18 protein-coding genes and 2 pseudogenes are annotated in these 24,082 nt (G+C 71.1%); 13 read left to right on the top strand and 7 right to left on the bottom strand.

All coding sequences use genetic code 11. The features are described from left to right. Nucleotides 1–29 precede the first annotated feature (29 nt). Both ACWCQK_RS30790 and ACWCQK_RS30785 read left to right on the top strand, forming a co-directional pair. Nucleotides 30–1,355 (top strand): M1 family metallopeptidase, encoded by a 1,326-nt coding sequence (locus tag ACWCQK_RS30790; RefSeq protein WP_451160506.1) that lies wholly within the window; start codon nt 30–32, stop codon nt 1,353–1,355. A 57-nt stretch (nt 1,356–1,412) separates the two neighbouring features. Beyond that, nucleotides 1,413–1,838 carry a YchJ family protein gene (locus tag ACWCQK_RS30785; RefSeq protein ID WP_451160504.1) on the top strand — a complete coding sequence of 142 codons (426 nt, stop codon included), beginning with the start codon at nt 1,413–1,415 and terminating at the stop codon, nt 1,836–1,838. A 139-nt stretch (nt 1,839–1,977) separates the two neighbouring features. Here the strand turns inward: ACWCQK_RS30785 and ACWCQK_RS30780 are convergent, their stop codons facing one another. Continuing rightward, nucleotides 1,978–2,679 (bottom strand): FadR/GntR family transcriptional regulator, encoded by a 702-nt coding sequence (locus ACWCQK_RS30780; RefSeq protein ID WP_451160502.1) that lies wholly within the window; start codon nt 2,677–2,679, stop codon nt 1,978–1,980. Nucleotides 2,680–2,809: 130 nt separating this feature from the next. Between ACWCQK_RS30780 and ACWCQK_RS30775 the strand changes: the two genes are divergently transcribed. The 3 genes from ACWCQK_RS30775 (at nt 2,810) to ACWCQK_RS30765 (ending at nt 6,079) form a co-directional block, all read left to right on the top strand. Beyond that, a complete protein-coding gene (locus ACWCQK_RS30775) occupies nt 2,810–3,346 on the top strand; it encodes a gluconokinase (protein WP_451160500.1) in 537 nt (178 codons plus the stop codon). A 39-nt stretch (nt 3,347–3,385) separates the two neighbouring features. Further along, complete coding sequence (locus ACWCQK_RS30770) at nt 3,386–4,783, top strand: GntT/GntP/DsdX family permease (protein WP_451160498.1); 1,398 nt, start codon at nt 3,386–3,388, stop codon at nt 4,781–4,783. A gap of 162 nt (nt 4,784–4,945) precedes the next feature. After that, the gene (locus ACWCQK_RS30765) at nt 4,946–6,079 is read left to right on the top strand and encodes a hypothetical protein (RefSeq protein WP_451160496.1); all 1,134 of its coding nucleotides are present in this window, start codon (nt 4,946–4,948) and stop codon (nt 6,077–6,079) included. Nucleotides 6,080–6,146: 67 nt separating this feature from the next. Here the strand turns inward: ACWCQK_RS30765 and ACWCQK_RS30760 are convergent, their stop codons facing one another. The 3 genes from ACWCQK_RS30760 to ACWCQK_RS30750 form a co-directional block, all read right to left on the bottom strand. Continuing rightward, nucleotides 6,147–6,770 carry a cytochrome b/b6 domain-containing protein gene (locus tag ACWCQK_RS30760; RefSeq protein WP_451160494.1) on the bottom strand — a complete coding sequence of 208 codons (624 nt, stop codon included), beginning with the start codon at nt 6,768–6,770 and terminating at the stop codon, nt 6,147–6,149. Next, a complete protein-coding gene (locus tag ACWCQK_RS30755; RefSeq protein WP_451160492.1) occupies nt 6,754–7,482 on the bottom strand; it encodes a molybdopterin-dependent oxidoreductase in 729 nt (242 codons plus the stop codon). The genes ACWCQK_RS30760 and ACWCQK_RS30755 overlap by 17 nt, the downstream gene beginning before the upstream one ends. Nucleotides 7,483–7,605: 123 nt before the next feature. Continuing rightward, a complete protein-coding gene (locus tag ACWCQK_RS30750) occupies nt 7,606–8,583 on the bottom strand; it encodes a hypothetical protein (RefSeq protein WP_451160490.1) in 978 nt (325 codons plus the stop codon). Between the two features lie 515 nt (nt 8,584–9,098). Between ACWCQK_RS30750 and ACWCQK_RS30745 the strand changes: the two genes are divergently transcribed. The 4 genes and pseudogenes from ACWCQK_RS30745 to ACWCQK_RS30730 form a co-directional block, all read left to right on the top strand. Continuing rightward, entirely contained in the window at nt 9,099–9,992 is an 894-nt protein-coding gene (locus ACWCQK_RS30745; RefSeq protein WP_451160488.1) for a DMT family transporter, read from the top strand. A 35-nt stretch (nt 9,993–10,027) separates the two neighbouring features. After that, nucleotides 10,028–10,543 carry an NUDIX hydrolase gene (locus tag ACWCQK_RS30740; RefSeq protein WP_451160486.1) on the top strand — a complete coding sequence of 172 codons (516 nt, stop codon included), beginning with the start codon at nt 10,028–10,030 and terminating at the stop codon, nt 10,541–10,543. Between the two features lie 125 nt (nt 10,544–10,668). Further along, entirely contained in the window at nt 10,669–11,061 is a 393-nt protein-coding gene (locus tag ACWCQK_RS30735; protein WP_451160484.1) for a YidH family protein, read from the top strand. Between the two features lie 191 nt (nt 11,062–11,252). After that, nucleotides 11,253–11,561 (top strand): annotated as a pseudogene (locus ACWCQK_RS30730) (DUF202 domain-containing protein); the annotation flags it as partial. A 75-nt stretch (nt 11,562–11,636) separates the two neighbouring features. Here ACWCQK_RS30730 and ACWCQK_RS30725 read toward each other — a convergent pair. Next, nucleotides 11,637–12,581, bottom strand: a complete 945-nt coding sequence (locus tag ACWCQK_RS30725; RefSeq protein ID WP_451160482.1) for an NADP-dependent oxidoreductase — start codon at nt 12,579–12,581, stop codon at nt 11,637–11,639. A 111-nt stretch (nt 12,582–12,692) separates the two neighbouring features. Here ACWCQK_RS30725 and ACWCQK_RS30720 point away from each other — a divergent pair, with 111 nt between their 5' ends. The 4 genes and pseudogenes from ACWCQK_RS30720 to ACWCQK_RS30705 all read left to right on the top strand — a co-directional run. Then, complete coding sequence (locus ACWCQK_RS30720; protein WP_451160480.1) at nt 12,693–12,989, top strand: hypothetical protein; 297 nt, start codon at nt 12,693–12,695, stop codon at nt 12,987–12,989. Nucleotides 12,990–13,248: 259 nt separating this feature from the next. Then, nucleotides 13,249–14,283, top strand: a complete 1,035-nt coding sequence (locus ACWCQK_RS30715) for a phosphotransferase family protein (RefSeq protein WP_451160478.1) — start codon at nt 13,249–13,251, stop codon at nt 14,281–14,283. Nucleotides 14,284–14,288: 5 nt separating this feature from the next. Next, nucleotides 14,289–15,503: an acyl-CoA dehydrogenase family protein gene (locus tag ACWCQK_RS30710; protein WP_451160476.1), complete on the top strand. Its 1,215-nt coding sequence runs from the start codon at nt 14,289–14,291 to the stop codon at nt 15,501–15,503. A gap of 159 nt (nt 15,504–15,662) precedes the next feature. Then, a pseudogene (locus ACWCQK_RS30705) lies at nt 15,663–16,273 on the top strand (tyrosine-type recombinase/integrase); the annotation flags it as partial. A gap of 183 nt (nt 16,274–16,456) precedes the next feature. On the opposite strand, the gene ACWCQK_RS30700 reads toward ACWCQK_RS30705, so the two are convergent. Continuing rightward, nucleotides 16,457–17,218, bottom strand: a complete 762-nt coding sequence (locus ACWCQK_RS30700) for a hypothetical protein (RefSeq protein ID WP_451160474.1) — start codon at nt 17,216–17,218, stop codon at nt 16,457–16,459. A gap of 38 nt (nt 17,219–17,256) precedes the next feature. Then, nucleotides 17,257–24,039, bottom strand: coding sequence for a polymorphic toxin-type HINT domain-containing protein (locus ACWCQK_RS30695; RefSeq protein WP_451160472.1), 6,783 nt, complete (start codon nt 24,037–24,039; stop codon nt 17,257–17,259). Between the last annotated feature and the right edge of the window lie 43 nt (nt 24,040–24,082).

Genomic DNA, 24,082 nt, shown 5'->3' with positions numbered 1-24,082 from the left:
CCAGTACAGCGCAGGGAGCGGACACGGCAGTGGCAGTTCAGCAGTCAGTGGGCCCGGACCCGTACTTCCCGGACAACGGCGACGCCCGCTACCGGGTGCACCGCTATGAACTCGCGCTGGACTACCGCCCGGGTCCGAACCGGCTGGCCGGCACGGCCCGGATCAACGCGATCGCCGGCCGGGTCGCGCTCAGCGAGTTCCAGCTCAACCTGGCCGACTTCAGGATCGGCCGGGTCCGGGTGGACGGCCGGCAGCCGCACTACACGCACCGCGGCGACCGGCTGCGCATACGTCCCGCCAAGCCCGTGCGGCCCGGGGCGGCCTTCACGGTGGAGGTGCACTGGTCCGGCAACCCCAAGCCGGTCGGCAGCCCCTGGGGCGGCCTCGGCTGGGAGGAGCTGACGGACGGGGCGCTGGTGGCCAGCCAGCCCGTCGGGGCGCCGTCCTGGTACCCGTGCAACGACCGTCCCGCCGACAAGGCCTCGTACCAGATCTCCGTCACCACGCCGTCCGCGTACGCGGTGGTGGCGGGCGGGCGTCTGCTCACCAGGACCACGAAGTCCTCGACGACCACCTGGGTCTACGAGCAGTCCGCGCCGACGTCGAGCTATCTGGTCGGGCTGGCGATCGGCAAGTACCAGACGGTGCTGCTGGGCGATCCGGGGCTCGGCGGGGTGCCGCAGCACGGGCACATACCGGCGCAGTTGCTGCCCGAGTTCTCCCGGGACTTCGCGCGCCAGCCCCAGATGATGGAGCTGTTCCAGCGGCTGTTCGGGCCGTATCCGTTCGACGAGTACGCGGTCGTCGTGACGGAGGAGGAGCTCGATGTGCCGGTCGAGGCCCAGGGGTTGTCGCTGTTCGGCGCCAACCATGTGAACGGGGAGCGCGGTTGGGAACGGCTGGTGGCGCACGAGCTGGCGCATCAGTGGTTCGGCAACAGCGTGTCCATCGCCGACTGGCGGCACATCTGGCTGAACGAGGGCTTCGCGAAGTACGCCGAGTGGCTGTGGTCGGAGCGTTCGGGCGGCCGCAGTACGCACCAACTCGCGGCCGCGGCGCACCGGTTGCTCTCCGCGATGCCGCAGGACCTGCGGCTGGCCGACCCGGGGCGCAAGTCGATGTTCGACGACCGGCTGTACGAGCGGGGCGGGCTCACCGTGCACGCGGTGCGGTGCGCGCTGGGCGACGACGCCTTCTTCCGGATGCTGCGCGGGTGGGCCGTTCTGCACCGGGGCGGCGCGGTGTCGACCTCGACGTTCATCGCGCACGCGGCGCGCTTCGCGGCCGAGCCGCTGGACGACCTGTTCCACGCCTGGGTGTACGGGGGGACGCTGCCGCCGCTGCCCCTGCCGTAGCGGGGGCCCGTCCGGCCCGCCACCGCGGCCCGGGTGACGGTGCAGCACAATGGGGGCATGTCCCGACGCACCCCGCAGCCCCGGCGCCACGGCGCCGCCGACGTCCCCGCCTCCTGCCCCTGCGGTCTCGCGGAGACGTACGAAGGCTGCTGCGGCCGGTTCCACCGGGGCACGGCCGCGGCGCCGGCGGCCGAGGCGCTCATGCGGTCGCGCTACAGCGCCTTCGTGCGGCGCGACGAGGGGTATCTGCTGCGGACCTGGCATCCGCGGACCCGGCCGGCCCGGCTGGACCTCGACCCGGGGACGCGGTGGACCGGACTGGAGATCCTGGGGACGGCGGACGGCACGGCCTTCCACACCTCGGGGACCGTGACCTTCCGGGCCTCCTACCGCGGCGGCTCGCTGCACGAGCGCAGCCGGTTCGAGCGGGTCGACGGGGCCTGGGTCTACGTGGACGGGGAGTTCCCGGACTCGACGGGCTGAACGGACCGACGGGCCACGGGGACTGACGAGCTGAACGACCGGCGGGCTGACCGGACCAGCAGGCCGCGCGGACCGGCGGGCTGAGCGGACCAGCGGGCTGAACGGACCGGACGACCCGCGGACCGTGCCCGATGTCCGGTCAGGGTGCCAGGATGTCCAGTTCCTGGAGCGCGCCCTCCGCGATCTGCCGGGTCAGCTCCTGCGCGCGGGCCGCGTCACCCTCGCGTACCGCCTCCGCGACCTGGACGTGCAGGGTGACGGCCGCCGGGTCGGGGTCCTCGAACATGACCTCGTGATGGGTGCGGCCGGACAGCACCTCGGCGACGACGTCACCGAGGCGGGCGAACATCTCGTTGCCGGAGGCGTTCAGGATCACCCGGTGGAAGGCGATGTCGTGGACGAGGTAGCCCTCCAGGCGGTGACCGCGCGAGTTGGCCACCATGCCGAGGGCGCACTCGGTGAGTTCGGCGCACTGCTCCGGGGTGGCGAACTTCGCGGCCAGGCCCGCCGCGACCGGTTCGACCGCCGAGCGCAGCACGGTGAGCGAGCGCAGCTGGCGCGGCCGGTCGGCGCCGGCCAGCCGCCAGCGGATGACCTGCGGGTCGTAGACGTTCCACTGGGCCGTGGGCAGGACGGTCACGCCCACCCGGCGGCGGGACTCGACGAGGTGCATCGACTCCAGCACCCGGACCGCCTCGCGCATCACGGAGCGTGACACCTCGAAGCGCTGCGCCAGCTCGTCGGTGCGCAGGACGCTGCCCGACGGGTACTCACCCGCGGTGATCGCGGGGCCGAGGGCGTCCAGTACACGGCCGTGCAGCCCCCGGTCCGAAGTGGTCATGCACTCAGAGTACGGGGTGGATCACCGAGCCAAAAAGTCAGACTTATTTGTCACAGACACTTGAATTCGTCGTACCTAATCGGTTTCAGTGTCGTCGACACCAGGTGTCGACGAAGACAGTGAGGCAGTCATGAGTACCCCGCAGGTTGTCGTGGTCATGGGGGTGGCGGGCACCGGGAAGACCACCATCGGTCCCCTGCTCGCCGCCCGGCTCGGCGTTCCGTACGCCGAGGGCGACGACTTCCATCCCCCGGCCAACATCGCCAAGATGTCGGCCGGCGTCCCGCTCACCGACGAGGACCGGTCGCCGTGGCTCGACGCCATCGGCGGCTGGGCCCACGAGCGCGCGGGACTCGGCGGGGTGGTCAGCTGTTCCGCGCTGAAGCGGTCCTACCGCGACCGGCTGCGGGCCTCGGCCCCCGGCCTGCTCTTCGTCCACCTCGCGGGCGACCGGGCCCTCATCGAGGACCGGATGGCGCACCGGCAGGGTCACTTCATGCCGACGGCACTGCTGGACTCCCAGTTCGCCACACTCCAGCCGCTCCAGGCGGACGAGGCGGGGGTCACCGTGGACGTCGCCGGCGGACCCGAGGAGATCACCGCGCGCGCCACGGCCGCGCTGGACGACTTCGGCCGGGGCGCACCGTCCCGCACCCGCGCGCAGTAACCCCTCATCCCCACCCCCTCCATCCCAAGGGAAACCCCCGTGACCAGACTCAGCGTCGAGATGCTGGCGGCGGACAGCGTCGAGCCGATCACCTCGGCCGGCCATGCCCAGCTGGGCATCGCCGTGCTGGCGGGCATCGCCGTCATCGTCCTGCTCATCACCAAGTTCAGACTGCACGCCTTCCTGGCGCTGACCATCGGATCGCTCGCGCTCGGAGCGTTCGCGGGCGCACCGCTCGACAAGGTCATCACCAGCTTCACCAGCGGGCTCGGCTCGACCGTGGCCGGCGTGGGCGTACTGATCGCGCTCGGCGCGATCCTGGGCCGGCTGCTGGCCGACTCCGGCGGCGCCGACCAGGTCGTCGACACGATCCTCGCCAAGGCGAGCGGCCGGGCCATGCCGTGGGCGATGGTGCTGATCGCCTCGGTGATCGGTCTGCCGCTGTTCTTCGAGGTCGGCATCGTGCTGCTGATCCCCGTGGTGCTGATGGTCGCCAAGCGCGGCAGCTACTCCCTGATGCGGATCGGCATCCCGGCACTGGCGGGTCTGTCGGTCATGCACGGGCTGATCCCGCCGCACCCCGGCCCGCTCGTCGCGATCGACGCCGTCAAGGCCAACCTCGGCGTCACCCTGCTCCTGGGCATAGTCGTCGCGATCCCCACGGTGATCATCGCCGGTCCGCTGTTCTCGAAGGTCGCCGCCCGCTGGGTGGACGTCCCGGTCCCGGACCGGATGCTCCCGCCGCGCGCCTCCGAGGACCTGGAGCGACGCCCGGGCTTCGGCGCCACGCTGGCCACCATGCTGCTGCCGGTCGTCCTGATGCTGTCCAAGGCGCTGGTCGACATCGTCGTGGACGACCCCACGCATCGGGTGCAGCGCGTCTTCGACGTCATCGGCTCGCCGCTGATCGCCCTGCTCGCGGCCGTCATCGTGGGCATGTTCACGCTGGGCCGGGCCGCCGGGTTCACCAAGGACCGGCTGTCGACGACGGTCGAGAAGTCCCTCGCCCCGATCGCGGGCATCCTGCTGATCGTCGGCGCGGGCGGCGGCTTCAAGCAGACGCTGATCGACTCCGGTGTGGGCCAGATGATCCTGGACATCTCCAAGGACTGGTCGATCCCGGCCCTGCTCCTGGCCTGGCTGATCGCGGTGGCGATCCGGCTGGCGACCGGTTCGGCGACCGTCGCCACCATCTCCGCGGCCGGACTGGTCGCGCCGCTGGCGGCCGACATGTCGACGGCCCACACCGCTCTGCTGGTCCTCGCCATCGGAACGGGTTCGCTCTTCTTCAGCCATGTCAACGACGCCGGCTTCTGGCTGGTGAAGGAGTACTTCGGGCTGAGCGTCGGCCAGACGATCAAGACGTGGTCCGTCATGGAGACGATCATCTCCGTGGTCGGCGGCGCGTTCGTCCTGCTGCTGTCGCTGTTGATCTAGCGGACCGGCTCCACACGGCGCCGCCCCCGCCGGGCGGCGCCGCACTCCGCCCCCTGCGCCACGGTGAGCCGCTGTCGTCCCTGCCTGGGCGCAGCGCCTTCCCGTGGCGCGGGACAGGTCCCATGATGGTGAGTCCTCTTCTGCGATGACTTCGGGGGCGTCATGGCGGCTTCACTGGGGGTGCGCGTCGCGGTGGTGTGCGTGGCGGGGACCTTGGCGATCCTGACCACGGTCGCGTCCGGCGACGGCAGAGGCCATAGAAACGATTCGTCCGACACCGGCACCTCGGGCGGCGTATCGGGCGCCGCCCCGGACGGCGGCCCGGACGGCCACCCGAGCGGCGGCCATGGCCCTACGGTCACCGGCGGCACGCCGACCCGGTCGCCCTCGCCGGACCCCGCCGGGAAGGACGGCGACGGGGACGGCAGCGGCGGCGGATCCGGCTCCCCCGCCGGGTCCGGAACCTCCGGCGGCGCCGGCTCAGGCGGCGGTGGGGACGTCGTCGGGTTCGGGTGGCTCCCGTGGGGGCCGCATTCGCCGAACACCGGGCAGACGCCCGACCCGGGCAGCCTCTACGACGTCCTCGGCGAGGATCCCTCCCGGTGCGCGGCCGTGCGCGACCGGACCGCGGGGAACGACGACCCGGCCTGGCAGGTCCTCCACGGACTGGCCGAGGCCTGTCTCGCCGTCCAGGGCGGGGACGGCAGCTGGCGGCGGGCGGCCGAGGACCACGCGGCGGTCGGGGGCGGACCGGCCGACTGCAAGGGCGCCACCGCCCACCGCGTGCTGGGTGACCTCCTGCGCTTCCACCGGCGGCACCCGTCGACGACGGTACGGCTGACGGGTTCCTCGCCGGACGGCGGCGAGAACGCCTGCGACTTCCGGATCGTGTCCGTGTCCGTGGGCGACGACCACGAGGCGAGACCCGGCGAGGTGGCGAGGATCAGGCTCCGCGGCACGTTCTTCGACAAGGGTGAGCTGCTGAGCGGGGAGCGCGTCGTCCTCATCGGCGGAACGCCGGTCTCCTTCCCCGAGGACCAGCCCGACCACGCCTCGGAGCCCGGCGACTCGATGACCTTCGACGCCTTCGTCCCGGAGCCGCGGGAGCAGCCGCCCGGACACCCCCGGCCGGTGGAGGTGACCGTCGCGTACGGCGACCGGCCCGAGCAGCGGGCCACCTTCCGCGACGCCTTCGTTCTCGTCGACCCGAACGCGTCGCCCAGTCCCTCCCCCGTCATGTCCTCGACGACCGCACCGCGATCGTCCCCACCGCTCGCGGCCGCCGCCCGCCCTTGAACGGCTCCGCCCGTCCGTGAACGGCTCCACCCGTCCGTGAACGGCTCCGTCCGTTTGCCGCGCGGGCTCACGGGCGCCAGTCGGGGTGCTCCCGCTCGGCCCATCGCGGGCTCACCGATCCGGTCCGCATGCCCCGGCGGGCCTCCGGATCGCCCAGGGCCATGCCGATGTGGCCGGCCACGACGATGCCGACGGTGAGCGCGAGCCAGTCGTGCACGAAGGTCGCGCTGGTCCGCCAGAGCAGGGGCGTGAGGTGGGTGAACCACATGAGCAGGCCCGTGCCGAGCATCACCAGCACGGCCCCGGCGATCCAGGCCGCGTAGATCTTCTGGCCGGCGTTGAACTTGCCCGCCGGACGGGACGCCCGGCGCCGGTCCCGGCGCAGGGCCGCGCGCAGCCAGACCCGGTCGTGCGGTCCGAAGCGGTTGAGGTGTCCCAGGTCGGCGCGGAAGGCCCGGGAGGCGAGACCGGCCAGGACGGGCACGGGCAGCGCGAGGCCGGCCCACTCGTGGACGCGGACCACCAGCTCCCGGCGGCCGACCAGCTCGGCGAACTGGGGGACGTACAGACAGGCGGCCGTCACCACGCAGACGCCCATCAGCACGGCCGTGGTGCGGTGCACCCACCGTTCTGCCCGGGTGAAGCGGTGGACGCGGCCCGGCGCGACGGGCGCCTCAGCTCGTAGGGTCATCGTCCCGTCCGTTCGATCGGCCCACCCAGGCGTCGACGTCGTAGCCGCGGTCCTCCCAGTAGCCGGGACGGACGTCCTCGGTGACCGTGATGCCGGAGAGCCACTTGGCGGACTTGTAGAAGTACATGGGGGCGACGTAGAGGCGGACCGGGCCGCCGTGCTCGTGGCCCAGGTCCTTGTCCTGCATACGCAGGGCGATCAGGACGTCGGCGCGGCGGGCCTGCTCCAGGGTGAGGCTCTCGGAGTACGCGCCGTCGAAGCAGGTGAAGCGGACGGCCGTGCCCTTCGCCCGCACGCCGGCCGCGTCGAGCAGCTCGGACAGGCGCACGCCCTCGAACGGGGTCCCCGGCACGCGCCAGCCGGTCACGCACTGCACATCCCTGACCATCCGGGTCTGGGGCAGGGCGCGCAGGTCGGCGAGGGTGTAGTCGGCGGGGCGGTCGACCAGGCCGTCGATGGTGAGGCGGTAGTTCGCGGCGTCCTTGTGGGGGACGGAGGAGGTGACGGAGTAGTACCGGAAGCCGCCGCCGTTCGGCAGCAGGCCCGTCAGTCCCGTCGGGTCCTTCTCGGCGGCGCCGCTGAGGAAGGACTCCAGGCCGCGTTGCAGGGTGGGCGCGGTGAGCACGCCGAGCGCGCCGAGGCCCAGGGTGCCGAGGAAGATCCGGCGGCCGACCGGCGTGCCGCGCTGCTCCTCGGGCGATTCGGAAGTCACCCCCTCATTCGAACACCCGTGACCCCGGTGGGGCCAGGGATCGCGGCGGCCCGTCAGACTTCCGTAACCACTTCTCACCCACCTCTTGAGGTGCGGTCGCCGGACACGGGGTCACCACCGGGGTCACCGGCCGCCGAGCACGTGGTCACGGGCGGCGCGGAAGGCCGCGCGGGGGTCGCGGTCCGCGTACGCCCAGGGCGCGCGGGTGCCGTGGCCGCCGATGCGCCGGAACAGCACGGCCGCCTCGGCGGTGCGGCCCGCGCGGTGCTCGGCGTGGGCGAGGAAATTGAGGTCGACCAGGTGGCGGGGGTGGCCGTCGTGCTCCCACTCCAGCCACCAGTCGAAGGCGGCCCGTGCCGCCCGCCGGGCCCGGCGGCCGGTCCAGTGCTCCGAGGCGGCCGGGCCGGCGGGCTCGGCGCCGACGGCGGCCAGCACGCGGTAGCGCTCGGCGCGCGCGACGACCGGCAGGATCGCCAGCGGGGAGTCGGCGGGCGCCCGCTCGGCACACGCGTCGGCGAAGCCGTACACCTCGTGGTGCGGGTCGGGGCCGGCGGCGGGGCGGCGCTCGGCGAGCCGGCCGACCAGCAGATGGTGGGCGTGGTGGTGCTCCGGGCAGCGCTTGCGGACCTCCTCGAAGGCCTCGGCCACGTCCTGGTCGCCGCCGAGCGTGCGGTCCAGCAGGAGCAGGCCGAGCCAGGGGGTGGGGTCTGCGGGCGCGAGCGCGGCGGCGACCCGGCTGGCGTCGCGGGCACGCTCCGGCCGCTCCCCGCCGCGCAGGGCGCGCCGGACCAGGGCCAGGGCGAGCAGGGCGGCGGCGGCGGCGGAGCCGGGATCGGCGCGCAGCCAGTCGCGGGCCCCGGCGGCGCTGTGCGGATCCCGGGCGAGGACGGTCACGCGATGGCCGCGCCGTTCCCAGTCGTCACCCGTACGGAGCAGAAGTGAGCGAACGGCCTGCCACCGCCCCTGCCCCAGTGCGGCGCACGCGAGCGCGAGCGCGGTGTCGTCCAGGGCCGCGCCGAAGGTCCGGCCCGGAAACGGGCCGTCGTGGTCACCCGAACGCGGACCGTCGTCGTCAAGGGAAGGCGGGGGTAACGCAGACACCGCGGGACTTACCTCGTGCTCCTCGTATCGCTCGCACGCCTTCGTGCTGCCGCGCACGGCTCGTGCCACCTCGCACCGCCGCGCGCTTCCTCGCGCGACCCGGCCGGGTACCGGCCACGCCCCGGGCCGATCACTCACAGCAAACCCTCAGCCGGCGCATGCAGTCAAGCGCCACGGGAACATGGAACGCGTCAACTTCCCCCGGATGACGGGGAATTGTGATCAACGAGCTGGACGGAACGCGGGTGGCGGGCGGGTTCCGTAGCCCTGAAGGGTGACACTCGGTGTCCTGAATGTGGCGTAGGCCATGGCGTCGAGGCGCGGGGCGACGGACGATGGCGGGACGGCCGCGCGGCCACCCGTGATCGACCGGGTTCCGTGGTCGCGTCAGCCCGGGTTCCGGGCACCGCCGGAGGCGACGTTTCCGGGCACTCCCAGGGGCACCGAGGGCCCTGGGCCGCTAGAGTCGGCCATCGACGACCCCGTGGCCCGGCCGGATGATCGAGGTACGCAGCGTGTCGGTTCTGGTTCTGATTCTCGCCGTGAGTGCGGCCTGTTGCCTCGGCTTCGGGTTCGTGCTCCAGCAGAACGCGGCCGAGAAGGCACCCCTCAGCGACTTCCTGTCGCCCCGGCTGCTGCTGGATCTGATGAGGGTGCCTCGCTGGCTGGGCGGCATCGCGCTGATGGTGGCCGGCCTGGTGCTGGGCGCGATAGCGCTGGGCAAGGGCGAGATCTCCCTGGTGGAGCCCCTGCTCGCGACGAACCTGCTGTTCGCCCTGGCCCTGTCCCGTCACCAGACCCGGCAGCCGCTGGGCCGCCAGGGCTGGGCGGGCCTGCTGCTGCTCGCGGGCGGCGTGACCACGTTCATCCTGGCCGGTGAGCCGCGCGGCGGCCACGCGATCACCGATCCGCTCCGGCACTGGCTCATCATCGGCGCCATGATCGGTATCGCGCTGCTGCTGACGACCTGGGCGAAACGGTCGCGGATGAGCGCGGGCCCGCTGCTGCTGGCCGTGGCGGCCGGCCTGCTGTACGGCGTACAGGACGCGCTGACGCGGGTCACCGGGCAGCGGTTCTCCGCGGGCGGCCTCGCCGAGGTACTGACCAGCTGGCAGCCGTACACCGTGCTGGTGCTGGGCGTGACCGGCCTGGTGCTGGTCCAGAGCGCGTTCGAGACGGCGCCCCTGCGGATGTCCCTGCCCGCTCTGACCGCGGCCCAGCCGCTGGCCGGGATCCTCTGCGGCGTGGGCTTCCTCGGGGACCGGCTGCGCACCGACACGGGCGCGCTGGCCTGGGAGGCGGCGGGACTCGCGGCCATCGTCGTCGGCATCGTCCTGCTGGGTCTGCACCCGGCGATGCCGAGCGGCACTGGCAAGCCCGAGCGGGTCCGGGACCTGCAACCGCGCTGACCCCCGCGCCGTCGGGGCCCTGCTTGGATGGGCCCATGAGCGCTGCTGACGAGATCCTCGACATCGTCGACGAGCACGACCAGGTCATCGGACGGTCACCCCGGGGCGAGGCCTACGCGCGGGGCCTGCGCCACCGCTGCGTCTTCGTCCAGGCCCGCGACCGGGCCGGCCGTCTCTTCGTCCACCGCCGCACCCCCACCAAGCTGGTCTTCCCCTCCCTGTACGACATGTTCGTCGGCGGGGTCGTCGGGGCGGGCGAGGCCTACGACGACGCGGCCCTGCGGGAGGCCGAGGAGGAACTCGGCGTGAGCGGACTGCCCCGCCCGGAGTTCCTCTTCAAGTTCCTCTACACCGACGACGCAGGGCACAGCTGGTGGTCGGCCGTCTACGAGGTCCGCTGCGACCTGCCCGTGCACCCCCAGGTGGAAGAGGTCGCCTGGCACGACTTCCTGCCCGAGGAGCAGGTCGAACGACGCCTCGCCGAGTGGGAATGGGTACCGGACGGCCTGGCGGCGTACGAACGCCTCAGGGAGTACCGGGCACGAGGCTGAGCGGGGCCGGAGCGGCCGGAGCCGCGGTTCTCGGAGCGGGGCGCCCCCCGGTACCGGGGTCGGGTGTCGAGCCCGGGGCGACCAGGGGAGCGCCGTCCGGACGGACCCCCGGTAGTGTCCTGCGCGTGATCGAGTTCGCACGGAACGTCCGGTTGTGGTTCGCCCCCCAGCAGATCCGCGAGGAGGGCGGTACGCCCGACTACCGGTTCTCGCTGGCGAACGAGCGCACCTTCCTGGCCTGGCTGCGCACCGCCCTCGCGCTGATCGGCGGCGGGTTCGCGGTGGACCAGTTCCTGCCGGACCTGCGCTGGGGCTGGCGGGTCGGACTCGCGCTGGCGCTGCTCGCGGCGGGCGCGCTGTGCTCCCTGCGCGCCGTCGACCACTGGGTGCGCTGCGAGCGGGCGATGCGCCGGGGCGAGGATCTGCCGGCGACGCGCTTCCCGGCGCTGCTCGGTGTGGTCGTCGCGGTGGTGGCCGTCGCCATGGTGATCGTCGTCCTGGTCGGATGGGACGGATGACCGACGCCACGCCCTCCCCCGGACCGACCCCGGAACCACGCCCGGACGCCATCCCCTCCCCCGAGCGCACCCCTGAACCACCCCCCGGCCCTGACCCCGCACCACGCCCCGGAGCCACGCCGTCCCCCGAGACCGGCCCCGCACCACCCCCCGGCGCCACACCGTCCCCCGAGACCGGCCCCGGCCCCGGCGCGCGGCCGGAGCGTGATCCCGGGCTTCAGCCCGAGCGCACGCGGCTCGCCTGGCGGCGTACGACGCTGTCGAGCACCGTGGCCGCGGTGCTCGCCGTCAAGGCCTGCCTGCACCGCGGCCCGACGGCCGCCGGCATCGCGGCCTGCGTCCTGTGCTGCGCCCTCTGGCTGGCCTTCCTCCTCCTCGCGCACCACCGCGTACGCGCCCTCGACGCCCCCCGTCCCCGGGCACTGGCCCCGCGTCACGCGACGGCGGCGGTCCTGTGCACGCTCGCCCTGGCGCTGTGCGCGACGGCGCTGGTCGTCTAGGACCGGCGGTGCGGGTCAGGCCACCAGGACCGGACCGGTGGTGTGGATCAGGCCGCGGACGGGCGGTCCGGGTGCTTAGTCGCCGTCCGTGTCCCACTCCACCGTCAGCACGATCTTGCCCCGGGTGTGCCCTTCCTGGCTGAGCCGGTGGGCCTCCGCCGTGCGTTCCAGCGGGAACGTCCGTGTCACATGAACCGTGATCACACCCTGTTCGGCCAGTTCCGTCAGGCGCAGGAGGTCACCGGCGTCGGGGCGCACGAACCAGTAGCGGCCGCCGTAGTCGACGACGTCCGGGTCCGCGATCGACGCGAGCCGGCCCTCGGGGGCCAGAAGGTTCGCGGAGATCTTCGTCGTGTCGCCGCCGACGGTGTCGAAGGCCGCGTCCACCCCGTCAGGGGCCAGGGCGCGCACCCGTTCCGCCAGGCCCTCGCCGTAGGTGACGGGTTCCCCGCCCAGCTCGCGCACGAAGTCGTGGTGGGCCTCGCTGGCCGTGCCGATCACCCGGGCGCCCAGGTGGCGGGCCAGCTGGACGGCGATCGAGCCGACACCGCCCGCCGCCGCGTGCACCAGGACGCTCTCACCCCGCTTCACCTCCAGCACCTTCGTGATCACCTGGTAGGCGGTCAGTCCGGCCAGGGGCAGCCCCGCGGCCTCCTCGAACGAGAAGTTGCGGGGCTTACGGGCGAGGGTGCGCACCGGGGCGGCCACGTACTCGGCGAAGGTGCCCCGGCAGAGGTAGTCCTCGCGCACGTAGCCGATGACCTCGTCGCCGACCGAGAACTCCGGGACGGACATGCCGGGCTGCACCACCACGCCCGAGACGTCCCAGCCCGGGACCACCGGGAAGACGGTGTCGAGGATCCCGTCCAGGTGGCCCTCACGGCACTTCCAGTCGACCGGATTGACGCTCACCGCCCGGACCTTGACCAGCACCGTGTCGGGCCCGACCTTCGGGTCGCGCACGTCCCCGTACTCCATGACCTCGGGACCGCCGTACCGGCTGTAGCTGATGCCCTTCATGGGACCGACCCTCGGGGGTCCCCGGACGCCACGCAAGCCGGATGCCCTGATATGCGGCGTTCGCGTGGCAGCCTGTCGGTCGTCTCCACCCGTACCTCGAAGGTGAGCACCATGACCACCCTGCACCAGGAACACGACTCCCACCCGCACGCCCACGGCGCGGACTGCGGCCACGCGCGCCTACAGCACGGCGACCACGTCGACTACGCCCACGACGGCCACCTGCACCGCGAGCACGAGGGGCACTGGGACGAGTGCGAGCCCGGCGGGCACACCGCGCACACCGGCCACGACCACCGGCACGACGAGAACTGCGGCCACGCGCGCGTGCGGCACGGCGACCACGTCGACTACCTCCACGACGGCCACCGGCACGCCGAGCACGACGGGCACTGGGACGACCACTGACCTGACGCGGGCTGACCGCCCCCCTGGCCCCTCATCCTCATCGCCCCGACTGCTCGACCACCCGTCTGCGCGACTACTCGGCTGCTTGCCTGCCGACAGCCCGGCGACGGAATGTCGTCCTCCACGGCTCCCCGCGAACCCCCGCGGGGAGCCGTCGGCCTATCGTGGCCCCGATCACCTTCGGCCGACCCACTGGACGACATACCGACCGGTCGGCATCATGAGTCGGGTCACGTTCACCCGCCCGTAGGAGCGATGTATGAGCCCCGACCATCCGCCCGGACTCGATCTCGACCGGCTGCGCGGACTGCTCGACCGCGAGCGCCCCGGTCTGGTGCACGGCCCCCTCACCGGCCGGCTGATCGAGGGCGGACGGTCGAACCTGACGTACGAGATCGCGGACGGCGCCTCGCGGTGGGTCCTGCGGCGTCCCCCGCTCGGCCATGTCCTGGCCACCGCGCACGACATGAAGCGCGAGCACCGCGTGATCAGCGCCCTGCACCCGACGGCGGTGCCGGTGCCGCGCCCGGTGCTGCTCTGCGAGGACGAGGAGGTGCTCGGATCGCCCTTCTACGTCATGGAGTTCGTGACGGGCACCCCGTACCGCACCGCCGACCAACTCGTCCCCCTCGGCGCCGAGCGCACCCGGAACGCGGTGCTCTCGCTCGTCGACACCCTCGTCGGACTGCACGCGGTCGACCCGGCCGAGGTGGGGCTGGCGGACTTCGGCCGCCCGGAGGGGTTCCTGGACCGGCAACTTCGGCGCTGGGGAAAGCAGTTGGACGCCTCCCGCAGTCGCGAGCTGGCCGGGATCGACGAGTTGCACGCGGCGCTCGGCCGGGAGCTGCCCGACTCCCCCGCCCCGGCGGTCGTGCACGGCGACTACCGGCTCGACAACGTGTTGATCGGCGAGGACGACACGATCAAGGCGATCCTCGACTGGGAGATGTCGACGCTCGGCGATCCGCTGACCGACCTGGGCCTGCTGGTGATGTACAGCATGCCGCTCGGCCTGCCCCAGTCGCCCGTCTCCACCACCGCGGAGGCCCCGGGCCACCCGACGCCCGCCGAGCTGATCGAGCGGTACGCCGCCGGCTCCGGGCGCGACGTCTCGGCCGTCTCCTGGTACACCGCGTTCGCCTGGTTCAAGCTCGCGGTGATCCTGGAGGGCATCCACTACCGCTACACGCTGGGCCAGACCGTCGGCCGCGGCTTCGACCGCATCGGCGAACTCGTCCCCGTCTTCATCGAGCACGGCCTGACCACGCTCCACGACGGTCTTCAGGAAGGCTGATCCACATGGACTTCGCGTTCGACGCCCGCACCGAGGAACTGCGCGCCAAGCTCCTCGCCTTCATGGACGAGCACGTCTACCCGGCCGAGTCCGTCGCCGAGGAGCAGCGCGCCCTGCTCGCCTCGCCGTGGGACACCCCGGCCGTGGTGGAGGAACTGAAGGCGGAGGCGCGCAGGCAGGGCCTGTGGAACCTCTTCCTGCCCGACGCCGAGTACGGCGCCGGCCTCACCAACCTCCAGTACGCGCCGCTCGCCGAGATCACCGGCCGCTCCCCGCACCTCGCGCCCACCGCGCTGAACTGCGCCGCGCCGGACACCGGCAACATGGAGGTGCTCGCGCAGTTCGGCGACGAGGCGCAGAAGAAGCAGTGGCTGGAGCCGCTGCTCGCCGGTGAGATCCGCTCGGCGTTCGCGATGACCGAGCCGGAGGTGGCGTCCTCCGATGCCACGAACATCACCACGCACATCGAGCGGGACGGCGACGAGTACGTCATCACCGGCCGCAAGTGGTACATCTCCGGGGCGATGAACCCGGACTGCAAGATCTTCATCGTGATGGGCAAGACGGACCCGGACGGCGCCGACCCCCGCCGTCAGCAGTCCATGGTGCTCGTCCCGCGCGACACCCCCGGCGTCACGGTCAAGCGCGCCATGCGGGTCTTCGGCTACGAGGACCACTCGCACGGCGGCCACGCCGAGGTGGTCTTCGACCACGCGCGCGTGCCGGTGTCGAACCTGATCGGCGAGGAGGGCGGCGGCTTCGCCATCGCCCAGGCCCGCCTCGGTCCGGGCCGTATCCACCACTGCATGCGGCTGATCGGCATGGCCGAGCGGGCGATCGAGCTGATGTGCCGCCGGGCCGTCGCCCGCACCGCCTTCGGCAAGGCGCTGGCCCAGCAGGGCGTGGTCCACAACTGGATCGCTGACGCCCGGGTCACCGTCGAGCAGCTGCGGCTGCTGGTGCTGAAGACGGCCTGGCTGATGGACACGGTCGGCAACCGGGGCGCGCACACGGAGATCCAGTCCATCAAGATCGCCACCCCGCGCGCGGTGGTCGACATCCTCGACCGGGCGATCCAGCTGTACGGTGCCGGCGGCGTCAGCCAGGACTTCCCGCTGGCCGAGCTGTACGCGGGCGCCCGCACCCTGATGATCGCCGACGGCCCGGACGAGGTGCACCAGCGCTCACTGGCACGGCGGGAGCTGAAGAAGTACCTGTAGGACCGGAAGAAGCCCCCGGCGGCTTTCCCCGCCGGGAGCTTCTTCTTCGACCCGATGGGTCAGCGCACGTACGGCAGCTCGATTCCCGCCTCCTTCGAGACGGTCTCGTAGGCCGACAGCATCGCCGAGACGTGCTCCTGGACTTCCCGCAGGGAGAACAAGAAGCTCGCCACGCTCGCCGCCAAAGACGTGCGCACATGGCTAAACCAGCTCCGCACCACCTGCCAGTGCTGCGCCCGCAGCCTCGACGCCACCCGCAACCGGCCCCGCTGCTGCGCGACCAGCACATGCTGCGACAAGCGACTCCGCGCTGACCCTCGCCTACATCTACTCCGTCCTCAAGTCCGCCCTGGAGCACGCCGTCCGAGAGGACGAGATCCCGCGCAACTTCGCCCGCAACGGCACACCCCGCCCCGCCGCTTCGAACCCCTCACCGCCGACGAAGCCCGCACCCTGCTCACCGCCGCCCAGGGCCACCGCCTCCGCGCACTGTTCGAACTCGCCCTCCGCACCGGACTGCGCAAGGGCGAACTCCACGACCTCCGCCACTCGACCGCGATCCTCCTCCTGGAACAAGGCGTCGAACTCACGTCATCGAGGAACTCCTCGGGCACGCCCACATCGGCGTCACCGCCACCGTCTACCCCCACGTCCGCCTGCGCCTCCAGCGCGACGCCATCGACCTTCTCGGCCGCACCCTTGGCAAGCCCTCAGAGGCCGCCCCCGACGACGGCGACGAACCGCCACTTTGTGCAGCACCCGTCCGCTGACGTTGCCGTCAGGGCATGCAAGGAGCCCCACCGAGAAGAAATTCGGTGGGGCTCCTTTGTGGCCATCAGAGTTGTGAGCTGGGACTTTGTGCGCTCGCCCTTCGACCCGTTCCGATCTTGACGTGAGTTTCTACGGCAACGTGCCAGACCAAGTCCGGTGAATGCCCCCAGGAGGCACGTGCACTATCCAGGAATGACGTCAACATCATTCTGCGACAGAATCTCAAGAAGTAGATCGAATTTGGAAATTGGCCCGCCAGTAATATCCATTACTGCAGACAAGGAAGAACGCGCGACGGAAATATTCTGCCAAATCAGCCGAACCGGAGCGCCTTGGAGATAATCCTCGAGAGACTCTTCCAATTCGGTAAAACTCTGCCCGATATACCCTCCCGGGCCACGGAAAGCCTCACCAATCGCACAGAAGAAGCTCGCGACATCCTCGATGTCATCACCTCCCATAACAACCTCCCGAGGGGGAACCGAATACTCCCCCTTAGAAGCAGATTCGGCGTACCTGAGCCCGGCTACTTCTAGCCATGCTTCACGGGATCCGACCTGAAGCGTGCACCATTCGCCACGCCGCGGTTGGGAAACGCGGAACCTGTCCCACAGCCTGCGGGCCTCGGCATGCGGAGGCAACCCCGTTTGTGCCGTGACGACTAGATATTCCGGCGTATCTCCGACTACTAGCGTGGCGCCCCACAGTGGGTAGCGCCCCATGGGCCGACCTTCGGTGTCGAGGACAAGGACCTCGATGTCACCCCTAAGCGTCTCGATCGGCGCGTCCAGGGTCGGCCGCACAAGCCTGAAGGTGACTCGGGCGTTCTCGGCTTCAAGGAACGCGCCGAAGTCGTCGTCGCTGTAGCGCCCGACAAAAAACCCTTCCAGATCGCAAGCGAATACGAATGCGTCGCTTTCCTCGAACCGGACAGAATATTTCACCAACAACGTCGCCCTCCTTCCACCGAGAACACGTCGAATCAACAGGAAGGAATAACGGTGATCTTCTTGTACTTGACTATCGGGTCCGTGTAGCCATACTCCCCAAAGCGGTTCGGACCGACGATCCTGTATGTATTACCCTTCCCGGGAACCTCCCATTCGCGCGAGCCCTGGAAACCCGACTGCGCGTGAGGACCCCACTTGGCCGCGTGCCTCGCCGATTCGCGCCCTTGATAAAGCTTTTGAGTAGGATCCGTGGGGCTTACCGTGCGTGGGGTCCCCTGCCCGGCCTTAATCCTGGCAAGCTCGTCCGCAGCCCACCCAGGAACAGTGCTGTCGTTGTGCACCAGCACCGGCGTTGTGCCGGCGAGCACATAGTACGTGTGCAGGTTCGCGATGGTGAGGTTGTGGACCGTGGCCCGGTCGGTCCAGCGGAGGACCGCCGCGATCCGTACCTCGGTTCCCTTCGAGGTGCTGAGGAGTTCACCGGCGGTGAGGTCGGTGGCGTCGACCCACTTGCCCAGTTCCGGCACCCAGAACGGATGGCCGTCGGTCGCGGTGACGGAAGCGGTCAGCTTCTTGCCGTCGACCTCGATGGCCAGGGTGATCCCGACCAGGTGCTTCAGACCCTTGCCGGTGATCTCGGCGGTGACCGTCTCGACGGTGGTGCGGCCGGTCTTCGGGTCGGTGGCCAGGACCTTGTCGCCGGTCCTGATGTCCTCGATGGGCTTGGTGGTGCCGTCGGCCATGAGGACTTCGGTGCCGGGCACGAAGCTGTTGCAGGGGCGTGGGCGTTCCGCACCCGCCGCTCCGCCGAGGTACGCCAGCAGGACCTCGCCGATGATGCCCTTGATGACCTTGCCGCGGGCCACCGCCTTGGCCTCGTCGTCGCACTGGGCGGCGTGGTAGGCGCAGTAGGTGGCGGCGATCTCCTTGGCCACCGCCGGATCGGCGTCGTCGCCCTTGTCGAGGATGTACTTGTACGCCTGCCGGCAGCCCTCACGTCCGTAGCACGCGCTGCCCTTCTCGGCGCTCTCGTAGACCGGGTTGTCCCAGAAGTCGTCCGAGAACTCCCCGATCATGCTCCGGGAGAAGTAGTCCGACAGCTTGGCCATGTCGTTCGTGAGCGGCGTGTTCGACGCCACCCACGCCCGGTGGCGGGCCTGCTGACGCTTGTAGATGTTGCCCCGGTAGAAGTCGGACGTGCCCGTCTTCGGGTCGTAGCCGACTTCCTGCTGCTGATGCTTGGAGCAGTACTTGACGTCGTACTGGCAGGAGTTGGGCTTGGAGCCGATCTCCGTGCCCGCCGGGTCCGAGTAGGTGAGGGGGTTGTTGTCGGCGTAGGTGTAGCCGTGCATCTGCTGCGGGTCGGTGGCCGTGAGGATCGGGTCGACCGACAGGAAGCGGCCCGTCGCCGGGTCGTATTCACGGGCGCCCAGGTGGGTCAGGCCCGTCGTGGCGTCGGCGGTGCCGCCCACGAAGCCCTTGGTGCCGGGCCAGTTGTTCGGCTCGGCGCCGCGGACCTCGCCGAACGGCTTCGTACGGCGCTGGGTGAGCGCCTGGCTGGTGGCGGCGACGGACAACTGGGCCGTGCCGTGGTGGTCGGCCAGGGTGAAGGAGATCTTGCCGTCGTCGCTCTGCACGGCCTGGTGGCCGCCGCCGAGGTCGAAGTAGCGGGTGCCCTTCGCCACGGTCGCGCCCTGCGGCAGGGTGACCTCGGTGGTGCCGAGATAGAGCGTGGTCTCGGTCGGGGTACGGCCGATCAGACGGTTGCCGTCGGCGTCGTACAGGTACTCGGTGACCTTGTCACTGCCGCCCTCCACCGGCTGGGTGACCTTCGCCAGATGGCCCTCGGCGTCCCAGTCCAGGGTCTGGGAGGTGCCGTCGCCGAGCAGACGGGTGTGGGTGTCGCCGATGTCGTCGTAGGTGAAGCTGTCGGTGGACTTGACGGTTCCGGTGGTGTTGTCGACCGAGGCCAGCTTGTGCGAGCCGAGCTTCGGGTAGTTGTAGACGCGCTCGGTGTCCGGCCCGCCCGTGGTGCTGTGCCCGGTCTCGGTGAGCCGGTTGCCGACCACGTCGTAGGTGTAGGAGTCCCAGTAGGGGGCCGGGCCGCCCAGCACACCGGTGGCGGGGGCACTCGCGCAGGCCGTGGTGGCTTGCGTCCACGCCTCGGTCGCGCGACCCAGGTAGTCGTAGGTGAAGCACTGGTTGTCGGTGCCGGAGCGCGAGGTGTCGGAGACGGACAGGACGTTCCCGGCCTCGTCGTACTTGTAGGTGTTGTACTGGTCGACGCCCGCGATGTCCTGACGGTCGACCCTCGAGGTGGCCAGCCGCTGGGTGCCCCACTCGTAGGTGTTGGTCTCGTACGTCGCCTTGCCGCCGGCCGCGGCGAACGAGTACTGGAGCGGCTTGCCCGTGTAGCTGTAGGACGTCGAACCGGCCAGGCTCTGCGGACCGCTGACCCCGATGGGCCGCAGCGTGCCGTCCTGGTAGGTGTAGGCCACGGTGTTGGCCGCCAGCGAACCCGCCTTGGGGTAGCCGACGCCCTCCACCGTGCCGGAGGCGTTGTACGTGGTCGCCGACAGGTAGGTGCCCTGGAGCGCGCCCTCGGTGGAGGGGATGGTCACCGAGGTACGCAGCGGCCGGTACAGCCGGTCGTAGGCGAGCACCTTCGTGCTGTACGCCTGGCCGCCGCTGTAGCGGATGGACTCGGCGAGGTGCCCCTTGGCGCCGCTGACCGTGTCGTAGACCCACTTGGCGCGCAGGGTGCCGGTGGCGGAGCTCTCGCGCAGTTCGGTCTGGCGGCCCTGGCCGTCATGGATATGGGCGAGAACGGTGCCTCGGGCGTCCCTGGTGGTGGTCGGCAGCCCGCGGTCGTCGTAGTCGGTGTGGCCGGCGCCCTTGTCGGGGTCGGTGGTGTCGGTGAGCCGGCCGAGCAGGTCGTACGTCCAGGTCCAGGCGTTGCCGGCCGGGTCGGTGACCTTCGTCATCTCGCCACGCGGCGAGTAGGTGTACCGGGTGCTGTCGTAGGCGGCGTCGGCGTCCCGGCTGTGCAGCAGGCGCGCCTCCGTGGTCTGGCCGCGCGAGTCGTTCAGCGTGGTGGTGGCGGTGCCGCCGACCGGCGGGATGACCGTGGTGCGGTCGCCGCCGTAGATGGTCCTCGTGACGCCGAGAACCGTGCCTCCGTCGCCGTTGCCGGCGACGTGCTTCAGCTCGGTCTCCCGGCCGAGGCCGTCGTAGGTGTGCCGGCTCTGGGTCTCCACGCCCAGCGCGTCGTCGAGCTTGAAGAGGGTCGTGGAGGGCGCGGTGGTGGCGGTGTAGTAGGAGGCGAACTCCTTGGTGGTCAGGCCGCGTTCGTCGTAGAACGTGTCCGTCAGGAGCGTGCCGCCGTCCGGCCCCGGAGCCTGGGTCTGGCGGGGACGCAGGAGGCCGTCGTAGAGGACGTACGAGGTGTCCTGGGCGCCGCTGTTGCCGATGGTCTTCGTGCCGATCGCGATCGGCTTGCCGTCGGTGATGGTGTACGTGAACTCGTAGCTCGGGGTCTGGCCGGTGGTGCGGTCCGGGAGCCACACCTTGGTGTTGCGCCCCAGGGCGTCGTACGCGTAGGTGGTGACCTTGCCGTTGGTGTCCGTCTCGGTCAGCGGCTGGCCGCGCAGCGCCTCGAAGGTCTGTGAGGTGCTCGTCGCGGTGGTGCTGTCGCCCGGGGTGACGGGCGGCATGGTGACCGTGGTGCCGGTGGCGAAGCCCGTGGTGGGGGTGAACGCCGTGGTGGTGGTGCGGCCGTCGCCGCGGGGGGTCCGGGTGAGCGTGCCGCCGGAGGTGACCGTGACGTCCGCGGTCAGGTCCGTGGAGGTCAGCATGCGCCCGTAGGAGTCGAAGGTTGAGCTCGACTCGAGGTAGACGGCCGTGCCGCCGTCGTACTTCTTGAGCTTGGCGACGCGGGTGACGTCGCCCTTCGTGGCCGCCGTGCCGTAGGCGCCGCCGTCGTAGGCGGTGCGGGTGTCGGCGAGGACGTCGGCCGGGCGGTTGGTGGTGGCGTCGCACTCCTTGGCCACCGTCTCGACGCGCACCGGGGTGTTGCGGACGGCGCTGCCCGCCACGTAGGTCGTGCGGGTGCACTGGTTGTCGGCGGCGGTGCTGGTGTCACCGGAGTCGTCGGTCTGGGTGACCAGGCCGGTGGCCGTATCGAAGGTGTCGGTGGTGGACGTGGTCCGCCAGGCGGCGCCCGACCCGTCGTCCAGGGAGGTCCAGGTCCTGGTGTTCTCGGTGCCGCTGAAGTCGGCGGTGACGGTGCCCCAGTCACGTACCTTCTTCGCGGTCTCCTTGTGCCACGGCCGGCTCACCGTCCTGGAGAGCACCTTGCCACCGGGGCCGGAGTAGTTGACCGTCTTGTAGGCGAATCCCGCCGCCGAGGAGTGGTCGGTGATCGGGTCGCCCTCCCCGGATCCCAGGGTGACGCTGACGTCCTTGGTGCCGCCGCTGGTCGTCCTGCGGTCCCCGTCCATGCCGCGCAGGAAGTAGGTGTCGGCCTGCGACTTCATGGCCGAGGCGCCCCCCTGACCGCCCGAGCGGACCCGTACGTGGCCGTAGCCGCGCCAGTCGGACCAGGTCTTGAACTTGTCCTTGGTCATGCCGTCGGCGTCGTCGAAGTGCCAGGCCGCGCCGTCCAGGTAGTCGTACATCGTGACCTGGTCGGGGGCCCCGCCGGTGCGGTCGGTGGAGGTGACCGTGTCCACCACGTACTTGTTGAACCACTGCCGTTCGGGGTCGGTGGTGGAGCTGCCTCCGATGTACTGCGGGAAGCAGCGGGTGGTGTTGGTCTCCGGAGTGGGCAGCGCGTCCGCGTCGCACACCGGGGCCGAGTAGCCGACGTCGATCTGTCCACCGGACTCGTCGGCGACGGTGGAGAGCCGGGCCTTGATGAAGGGGGCCCAGCCGTCGCCCGTCCTGTCCAGCCGGTTGGCGAGCTGGGTGTAGGCGAAGGTGACCTTCGGCAGGGTGATCGTGGTCGTGCTGTCGTGGCCGGTGCGCTGGACGGAGTCGAGCAGCAACTGGTAGTCGATGTCGGCCTGGCCCCAGCGGTGGGCGAGCTTCCAGTCGTCGACCTTGCTGTAGGCGCCGGAGACCAGGACCTCGGTGCTGACGTCGGTCAGCCGCTTGCGGGTGAAGAACACCGGGGAGAGCCGGCCGTTGTCACAGTCCTTGCCGGCGTCGCAGTTCTGGTCCCAGGGGGTGTCGTACCAGTAGAACGCGTCCTTGGTGATCGAGGAGCAGTCGGTGCCGCTGTCCGGGATGCAACGCTCGGAGCTGGTGAAGTCGACCTTGGCGAGCGCCTTCGCCGAGTACACGGCGGTGGACTTCAGGCCGTACTCGATGCGGTCCAGGGTGCCGCCGCGGACGTACGGGGTGTCGTCGGCGGCCTTGAGGTTGCGGCCGTAGGAGTTGGTCTCCTTGTCGTAGTAGTACGCGGCGGCGTTGCCGTGCGTGTCCACGACGTAGTCCAGGTTCCAGCGCCAGCCCTGCTGGCACCAGGAGTCCGCGAAGGCGGTGGCGTGGCAGGGTTCTCCGGTGTCGTCGCCGTAGACGGGGACGGTCCAGGCGGAGTCGGTGGTCTCGCTGCCGCTCGCCCAGCCGGGCAGCCGGTTGTAGCCGAAGTAGTACTGGGTTCCGTCGGGTGTGGTGACGCGCCAGTACTCGTCGTTGCGGGCGCCGTTGGAGCGGACGTCACCGGTGGAGCCGTAGATCCGGTCGATCTTGGTGCCGTCGTCGTTCTTGAGCTTCCAGGAGTTGGTGCCGTTCGGGACCAGTTCGCCGCCGGCACCGTTCAGTTGCAGCACCGCGTTGTCGTAGCCCCAGCACAGGTCGCCGGGCTCGTTGCCGTCGGCGTTCTTGACGTCGTCGTCGGAACAGCCCTTGTAGCGGCGCTCGATGTATCCGGGTGACAGGTCGAAGCCGTCGCCGACCCAGGAGGACTGGTTGTTGGTGTTGCCCGTGCGGCCGTCGACACCACCGGAGGAGTAGGACAGGGAGAGGTTGGGCACGAGGCCGCCCGGCACCTGCGGCACCGCCATCGGGTACGACCAGGCGAAGGAACCGCTGTTGAGGTCGGTGCTCCAGTTGGCGGACGCGGACAGCGAGGTCGCCTTGTAGTCGCCCAGGCCGCCGGCGGAGTCGGCGACCGCCGCGAGCACGGTGGCCGACGAGCCGCTGAGGGTGACCGCGTTCGCGGTCAGGGTCCTGGTCTCGGGGTCGTTGACCGTCTCGACCGGCTCGGCCGTCCGGCACTGCGGCTTCCGCGGGGTGCTCAGCACGCAGGCGGGCAGTTCGACGAGCCTGAGCCGGTCCGCGTAACCGCCGCCGTACGCACCGGCGAAGGAAGAGTAGTCGAGCCCGGCCCGGACCTGGCCGGCGTCCTGCGGGCGCTCGGCACGCAGCGTGAAGGCGGGGCCGTTCAGACCGGCCTTCTGCGCGAACGCGCGGTCGAGGACGCGGGCGGCGACCGTGCCGGTGGCCGCCTTCTTGGCGTTCTTGCCGCCCTTGACGCGCGCGTCGAGCGTCAGGGGCAGGCCCTTGACCCGGGACGCGGACCTCGTCGCCGCCGCGGCCGGGGTCTTCGACAGGTCCACCGTCGCCGCACCGGGCTTCGGCCAGGCGGTGGCCGGCGGCTGCTGCGGGGTGCGGGGGGTCTTCATGACCTTGCGGGGCAGGGCCTTGCCCGCCGGGCCTCCGGCGAGTGATTTCTCGGCGGCGGGCAGTGCCGGCCGGTGCCAGCCGTCGGCGAGTGCCGGGGCGGCGACCCCTTGGAGCAGGGTCGCGGTCATCACCGAGGCCGTGGCCAGGGCGATTTTGCGTCGTGGTGTGCGG

Source organism: Streptomyces sp. NPDC002306, from assembly GCF_053593435.1.
Note: the sequence above shows the minus strand (reverse complement) of the source record. Positions and strands in the feature narration are given on the sequence as shown.

Bases quoted from the DNA above. Each gene is read 5' to 3' on its own strand.
- ACWCQK_RS30785 (WP_451160504.1), top strand. From the start codon at position 1,413: ATGTCCCGACGCACCCCGCAGCCCCGGCGCCACGGCGCCGCCGACGTC.
- ACWCQK_RS30780 (WP_451160502.1), bottom strand. From the start codon at position 2,679: ATGACCACTTCGGACCGGGGGCTGCACGGCCGTGTACTGGACGCCCTC.
- ACWCQK_RS30775 (WP_451160500.1), top strand. From the start codon at position 2,810: ATGAGTACCCCGCAGGTTGTCGTGGTCATGGGGGTGGCGGGCACCGGG.
- ACWCQK_RS30765 (WP_451160496.1), top strand. From the start codon at position 4,946: ATGGCGGCTTCACTGGGGGTGCGCGTCGCGGTGGTGTGCGTGGCGGGG.
- ACWCQK_RS30760 (WP_451160494.1), bottom strand. From the start codon at position 6,770: ATGACCCTACGAGCTGAGGCGCCCGTCGCGCCGGGCCGCGTCCACCGC.
- ACWCQK_RS30740 (WP_451160486.1), top strand. From the start codon at position 10,028: ATGAGCGCTGCTGACGAGATCCTCGACATCGTCGACGAGCACGACCAG.
- ACWCQK_RS30725 (WP_451160482.1), bottom strand. From the start codon at position 12,581: ATGAAGGGCATCAGCTACAGCCGGTACGGCGGTCCCGAGGTCATGGAG.
- ACWCQK_RS30720 (WP_451160480.1), top strand. From the start codon at position 12,693: ATGACCACCCTGCACCAGGAACACGACTCCCACCCGCACGCCCACGGC.
- ACWCQK_RS30715 (WP_451160478.1), top strand. From the start codon at position 13,249: ATGAGCCCCGACCATCCGCCCGGACTCGATCTCGACCGGCTGCGCGGA.
- ACWCQK_RS30710 (WP_451160476.1), top strand. From the start codon at position 14,289: ATGGACTTCGCGTTCGACGCCCGCACCGAGGAACTGCGCGCCAAGCTC.
- ACWCQK_RS30695 (WP_451160472.1), bottom strand. From the start codon at position 24,039: ATGACCGCGACCCTGCTCCAAGGGGTCGCCGCCCCGGCACTCGCCGAC.